This window comes from Streptomyces sp. E2N166 (genome assembly GCF_003671715.1).
Taxonomy (GTDB): Bacteria; Actinomycetota; Actinomycetes; order Streptomycetales; family Streptomycetaceae; genus Streptomyces; species Streptomyces thinghirensis.
The window spans coordinates 594,892-600,795 of the sequence record NZ_RAIF01000031.1 but is presented as its reverse complement, the minus strand read 5'-3'; the positions used below and the strand labels follow the sequence as shown (position 1 = coordinate 600,795).

At 72.3% G+C, this 5,904-nt stretch carries 6 protein-coding genes and 1 pseudogene; 4 read left to right on the top strand and 3 right to left on the bottom strand.

Annotated features, from left to right (window positions below; all coding sequences use genetic code 11):
• Both EBH09_RS24760 and EBH09_RS24755 read right to left on the bottom strand, forming a co-directional pair.
• A pseudogene (locus tag EBH09_RS24760) lies at positions 1-207 on the bottom strand (hydrolase); the annotation flags it as partial.
• Between the two features lies 1 nt (position 208).
• Positions 209-1,024 carry an SOS response-associated peptidase gene (locus EBH09_RS24755; protein WP_121749130.1) on the bottom strand — a complete coding sequence of 272 codons (816 nt, stop codon included), beginning with the start codon at positions 1,022-1,024 and terminating at the stop codon, positions 209-211.
• 50 nt (positions 1,025-1,074) lie between these two features.
• On the opposite strand from EBH09_RS24755, the gene EBH09_RS24750 reads away from it, so the two are divergent.
• From EBH09_RS24750 to EBH09_RS24735, 4 genes are all read left to right on the top strand, one after another.
• Positions 1,075-1,797 (top strand): M50 family metallopeptidase, encoded by a 723-nt coding sequence (locus EBH09_RS24750; protein ID WP_121749129.1) that lies wholly within the window; start codon positions 1,075-1,077, stop codon positions 1,795-1,797.
• Positions 1,798-1,935: 138 nt separating this feature from the next.
• Positions 1,936-3,252: a 3-phosphoshikimate 1-carboxyvinyltransferase gene (gene aroA, locus EBH09_RS24745; RefSeq protein ID WP_121749128.1), complete on the top strand. Its 1,317-nt coding sequence runs from the start codon at positions 1,936-1,938 to the stop codon at positions 3,250-3,252.
• 12 nt (positions 3,253-3,264) lie between these two features.
• The gene (rsgA, locus tag EBH09_RS24740; protein WP_121749127.1) at positions 3,265-4,278 is read left to right on the top strand and encodes a ribosome small subunit-dependent GTPase A; all 1,014 of its coding nucleotides are present in this window, start codon (positions 3,265-3,267) and stop codon (positions 4,276-4,278) included.
• A gap of 147 nt (positions 4,279-4,425) precedes the next feature.
• Complete coding sequence (locus tag EBH09_RS24735; RefSeq protein ID WP_121749126.1) at positions 4,426-4,749, top strand: multidrug efflux SMR transporter; 324 nt, start codon at positions 4,426-4,428, stop codon at positions 4,747-4,749.
• An 11-nt stretch (positions 4,750-4,760) separates the two neighbouring features.
• Here EBH09_RS24735 and EBH09_RS24730 read toward each other — a convergent pair whose 3' ends face one another.
• Complete coding sequence (locus tag EBH09_RS24730) at positions 4,761-5,387, bottom strand: TetR/AcrR family transcriptional regulator (protein WP_193776508.1); 627 nt, start codon at positions 5,385-5,387, stop codon at positions 4,761-4,763.
• Between the last annotated feature and the right edge of the window lie 517 nt (positions 5,388-5,904).

Sequence of the window (5,904 nt, the reverse complement as noted above, 5' to 3'; positions counted from 1 at the left end):
GGCCACCCGCCACGGCTGCTCGACGAGGGCGACGCTCACACCGTGCGCGGGCAGTGCGGCCGCCAGCGCCCGCAGGTCGCGCGCCTCGATGCCGCCGCCGGCGCCGTGGCTGACGGCGAGGACGAGGCGGGGCTTCTTCGCCGGGCGCCAGGTGACGCGGGCGGGGCCCGCTTCGATGTCGATGCTCTCGGTGGTGTCGCTGGTCACATCAGAAGAGTGTGCCCTCTTCCGGAGCCTCAAGCTCCTTGAGCAGCTCCGGTCCGTTGTTGCGGACGCTGCTCACGGCCGTGGAGACGGGGAACGCCCGCATCAGTCCGGCGGGCGGCGGCGCCAGCAGCGAGGTCAGCTCGTCGGGGTCGGTGCGCGCCGGGTCGAGCCAGTCGTCCCAGCGGTCCGGGGTCAGCATCAGCGGCATCCGCGGGTGGATGTCGGCCAGGGCGTGCGGGCCGTCGGCCGGGGCGACGGCGAGCTGCGTGGTCTCCGCCTCGGTGGTGATCACCGAGCAGGTCACCCACCAGGACTGCGGGTGGTCGTCCGGCAGCGTCTTGTCCCGCCAGAACTCGTACAGCCCCGCCATGGCGAACACGGACCCGTCGGCAGGGGTCACGAAGTACGGCTGCTTGCGGGGCCGCTTCTTGCGCCCCTCGACCTCCAGGTCGCGCTCCTGCTTGCCGGTGACCCACTCGTAGTAGCCGTCGGCGGGCAGGATGCAGCGCCGGGTGGTGAACGCACGACGGAAGGACGGCTTCTCGTGGACGGTCTCCGCGCGCGCGTTGATCATCCGGGCGCCGCCCTCGGGCGTCTTGGACCAGGAGGGGACGAGGCCCCACTTGAGCTTGCGCAGCTGGCGAACCGGCTTCGGGTCCTCGACGTCTTTCAGGGGACGGTCCAGGACGGCGTATACCTCCTTCGTGGGAGCCACGTTGTAGTCGGGCTCCAGAGTCTCCTCCGGCTCCCACTTCTCGATCTCGAAGATTCCCGCGAGATCCTCGGGTCGACGACTCGCCGCATACCGTCCGCACATACGTGCCACACTGCCAGACCCCGCGCTCATACGAGGAGCCCTCACCGAACATGGACCACCTCGCTACGGCCTCGCTCACCTCTCTCTGGGACGAGGTCTCCGGCACCCAGCCCGATCCCGACCTGTGGGTGGTGATCGCGACCCTGGTCGCCGCGCTCGCCGTCGTCGTGCCGCACGGGCCGTGGCGGATAGCTCGCAACGCCATCACCATCGCCCACGAGGGCGGCCACGGGCTCGTGGCCCTGCTCACCGGGCGCACCCTGACCGGCATCACGCTGCACTCGGACACCAGCGGCCTGACCGTCAGCCGGGGCAAGCCGCACGGGCTCGGGATGATCCTGACCGCGGTCTCCGGCTACACCGCTCCCCCGCTGCTCGGCCTCGGCGGCGCCGCGCTGCTGGCCACGGGGCGCATCACCCTGCTGCTGTGGCTGGCGACGGCGCTGCTCGTCGCCCTGCTGGTGATGGTCCGCAACGCGTACGGGGTACTGACGGTGGTGGTCACCGGCGCCACGTTCGTCCTGGTGCCCTGGCTTGCCGGGCCGCAGGTGCAGGCGGCGTTCGCGTACGCGGTGGTGTGGTTCCTGCTGCTCGGCGGGGTGCGGCCGGCGTTCGAGCTGCAGGCCAAGCGGGCGCGGGGCGGCGCCGGGGACTCGGACGCGGACCAGCTGGCCCGCCTGACCCACGCGCCGGCGGGGGTGTGGTTCTTCCTGTTCCACGCGGTGTCGCTGTGCTCACTGATCGGCGGGGTGCGCTGGCTGCTGGAGCTGTGAGCCGGGGCGCGTCCGGCCCCGCGCTCCCGCATATATGCACGGCAATTGCACAGTCGAATTGCACTGTCGCGCTTTCGGTCAGGTTTCGCCGCTTTTGATCAAGATCTCCGATCGTCCTCAGCCATTAAAGTGGGGCCCATGACCGTGAACCCCACGCACACCGCCCTCTGGCCCGCCCCGCACGCGAGCGGGGCCGTCGACGCGACCGTCCACGTGCCCGGGTCCAAGTCGGTCACCAACCGCGCCCTGGTGCTGGCCGCGCTCGCCTCCGAGCCCGGCTGGCTGCGCCGCCCGCTGCGCTCCCGCGACACCCTGCTGATGGCCGGCGCCCTGCGCGCGATGGGGGTCGAGATCGAGGAGGGTGTCGGCCCGGACGGCACCGGTGAGTTCTGGCGGGTCATCCCGGCCGGTCTGCGCGGCCCGGCCACGGTCGACGTCGGCAACGCCGGCACGGTCATGCGCTTCCTTCCGCCGGTCGCCACGCTCGCCGACGGCGCCATCCGCTTCGACGGCGACCCGCGTTCGTACGAGCGCCCGCTGCACGGCGTGATCGACGCGCTGCGCGTCCTGGGTGCCCGCGTCGACGACGACGCGCGCGGCGCGCTGCCGATGACCGTGCACGGCGGCGGCGCCCTGGAGGGCGGCCCGGTCGAGATCGACGCGTCGTCGTCCTCGCAGTTCGTCAGCGCCCTGCTGCTGTCCGGCCCGCGCTTCAACCAGGGTGTCGAGGTCCGCCACACCGGGTCCGCGCTGCCGTCCATGCCGCACATCCGCATGACCGTCGACATGCTGCGCTCGATCGGCGCCCAGGTCGACACCCCGGAGTCCGGCGGCGAGCCGAACGTCTGGCGGGTCACGCCGGGCGCGCTGCTCGGCCGCGACCTGACGATCGAGCCGGACCTGTCCAACGCCCAGCCGTTCCTGGCGGCGGCGCTGGTGACCGGCGGCAAGGTCGTGGTCCCCGACTGGCCGTCCCGCACCACCCAGCCCGGCGACCGGCTCCGCGAGATCTTCACCGAGATGGGCGGTTCCTGCGAACTGACCGACTACGGGCTCGTCTTCACCGGATCGGGTGCCGTGCACGGCATCGACGTCGACCTCGGCGAGGTCGGCGAGCTGACCCCGGGCATCGCGGCCGTCGCCGCCCTCGCGGACTCCCCGTCCACGCTGCGCGGAGTGGCGCACCTGCGCCTGCACGAGACGGACCGCCTGGCCGCGCTCACCAAGGAGATCAACGAACTCGGCGGTGATGTCACCGAGACCGCCGACGGCCTGCACATCCGCCCGCGCCGGCTGCACGGCGGGGTCTTCCACACCTACGAGGACCACCGCATGGCCACCGCCGGCGCGATCCTCGGCCTCGCGGTGGAGGGGGTGCAGATCGAGAACGTGGCGACGACCGCGAAGACCCTGCCCGAATTCCCCGACCTGTGGACCGGGATGCTCGGGGCGTAGGGACGGTTCGCCATGCGCCGCTACGGCAAGCACACCGACGAGGACGACATCCGCTCCCGCCCCAACCGCAAGGGCAACCGGCCGCGCACCCACACCCGGCCCAAACACGAGGACGCCGCCGAGGGCCTGGTCCTCACCGTGGACCGCGGTCGGCTGACCTGCCTCGTCGAGGACCGGGTCGTGATGGCGATGAAGGCCCGCGAACTGGGCCGCAAGGCCGCGATCGTCGGTGACCGGGTGGCGCTGGTCGGTGACATGTCCGGCAAGAAGGACACCCTCGCCCGCATCGTCCGCATCGAGGAGCGCACCTCCGTCCTGCGCCGCACGGCGGACGACGACGACCCCTACGAGCGGGTGGTCGTCGCCAACGCCGACCAGCTCGCCATCGTCACCGCCCTCGCCGACCCCGAGCCGCGTCCCCGCCTGATCGACCGCTGCCTGGTCGCGGCGTTCGACGGCGGCCTCACCCCGCTGCTGGTCATGACCAAGTCGGACCTCGCGCCGCCGGACGAACTCCTCGAGCTGTACGGGGCGTTGGACATCCCCTACGTCGTCACCAGTCGCGAGGGTCTGGAGAACGGCGCCGCGGCCGACCTGGTACGGGAACATCTGGACGGCAAGATCACGGCCTTCGTCGGGCACTCAGGCGTCGGCAAGACGACACTCGTCAACACGCTGGTGCCGGAGGACCGCCGCCGCGTTACGGGCCACGTCAACGCGGTGACGGGCCGCGGCCGGCACACGACGACCTCGGCGCTCGCCCTGCCGCTGTCCTCCGAGGCGGGCGGCTGGGTCGTCGACACCCCGGGCGTACGGTCGTTCGGTCTGGCGCACATCGACCCGTCGCGGGTGATCAACGCCTTCCCCGACCTGGTACCCGGCACGGAGGGCTGCCCGCGCGCGTGCGGTCACGACGAGCCCGACTGCGCGCTGGACACGTGGGTCGCCGAAGGACACGCGGACCCGGCGCGGCTGTACTCGCTGCGCCGGCTGCTGTCGACGCGGGAGCGGACGGAAGGCGACTGACCTCCGCGTTGTTTGCCGTGCCGTGGTACCGGTAAGTGCATAATCGCACCAAGCCGGATCCAAGCCTGAGCAAAGCCGGACGAAGCGACCACACGAAGAGACCAGGCGACGCAGCGGTCACGGTACGGGACTACGGGAGGACAAGACATGGCGTGGCTGCTGGTCATAGTGGCCGGGGTGCTCGAAACCGGCTTCGCCGTCTGCCTGAAGCTGTCGCACGGCTTCACCCGCCTCTGGCCCACCATTGCCTTCTGCGTCTTCGCGCTGGGCAGTTTCGGCCTGCTGACCCTCGCCCTGAAGAAGCTCGACGTCGGTCCGGCGTACGCGGTCTGGACCGGCATCGGTGCGGCGGGCACCGCCATCTACGGCATGGTCTTCCTCGGCGATCTGGTGTCGACCCTGAAGATCGTCTCGATCAGCTTCGTCATCATCGGCGTGATCGGGCTCCAGTTGTCGGGCTCGGCGCACTGACGCGTTGGCCGCTAGGCCGTCAACTGGCACGGCAGGGCGGTGCGTACGAGTTCCGCCACCCCGCCTTCGGCGGGCGGAGCCGCGACGCAGGACAGGGCGAGACGCACGGCCAGTTCGCAGGAGCGGGCCAGCTCGGTGGTGTCCGGCGGCGGGAGCGGGCCGGCGCCCTTCAGGGCCGCCACGGCACGGTCGCGGACGAGGGCGACGAAGTCCCCGGGCGAGGGCAGTGGGCCGTCGGCCCGTCGCTGGGCCGGCACCGCGGAGGCCGACGGCACCGCAGTCAGGGTCGGGGCGGGCAGCCGCTCGCTCCAGCAGCCGGTGAGCATGGCCCGTACCAGCGCGTTCTCGCGGGCGGTGGACGTGGTCCACTCCGCGGTGGCGGTGAGCCGTTCACGAAGGTCGGCGGGACCACGGGGGCCACCGGCGAGCGCACGCTCCACGCCGGCCAGATACCCGTCCGCCTCCCTGCGGACGAGCGCCCTGGCGAGGCCCTCCTTGCTCCCGAACTCGTTGTACAGGGTCTGCCGGGACACCCCGGCCGCCGCCGCCACGTCCACCATCCGCACAGCGGACCACGGCCGACGCGCCAGCGCCGTGTAGGCGGCATCGAGCAGGGACTCCCGGGCTGCAGGCACCATCGCCTCCCTCGGGCCGAGCGACTTGGTGCCCAGATTTGACGGGTATGGGGGCACTGTCAAGAGCCCTCGCACGGGCAGCCGCTTCCCCCGCCGCAGCCGCGGGCAGGCGCTTTCCGACACAGCCGCGGGCAGTCGTGCCGCTGGGGCGGCACGGGTGGGCGCAACGGCACCCTGCAACGCCGGGCAGCGCACCGGCCTCCGCCCAAGGCCCGGCAGACCCGCACCCCGTCAACACCGGACCGCGCACCCACCTCCGCCGACGACGGCGCACCCGCACCCCGTCAACACCGGGCCGCGCACCCACCTCCGCCTACGCCGGCGGACCCGCACCCCGTCAACACCGGGCCACGCACCCACCTCCGCCGACGACGGCGGACCCGCACCCCGCCACGCCGGACCACACACCCACCTCCGCCCCACACCGAACAGACCAGCACCCCGCCAATACCGGGTCGCACACCCACCCGTCGCCACCACCCGCCCCCGGATCCCGCTTTGCCCCGCCAAGCCCTTGGTA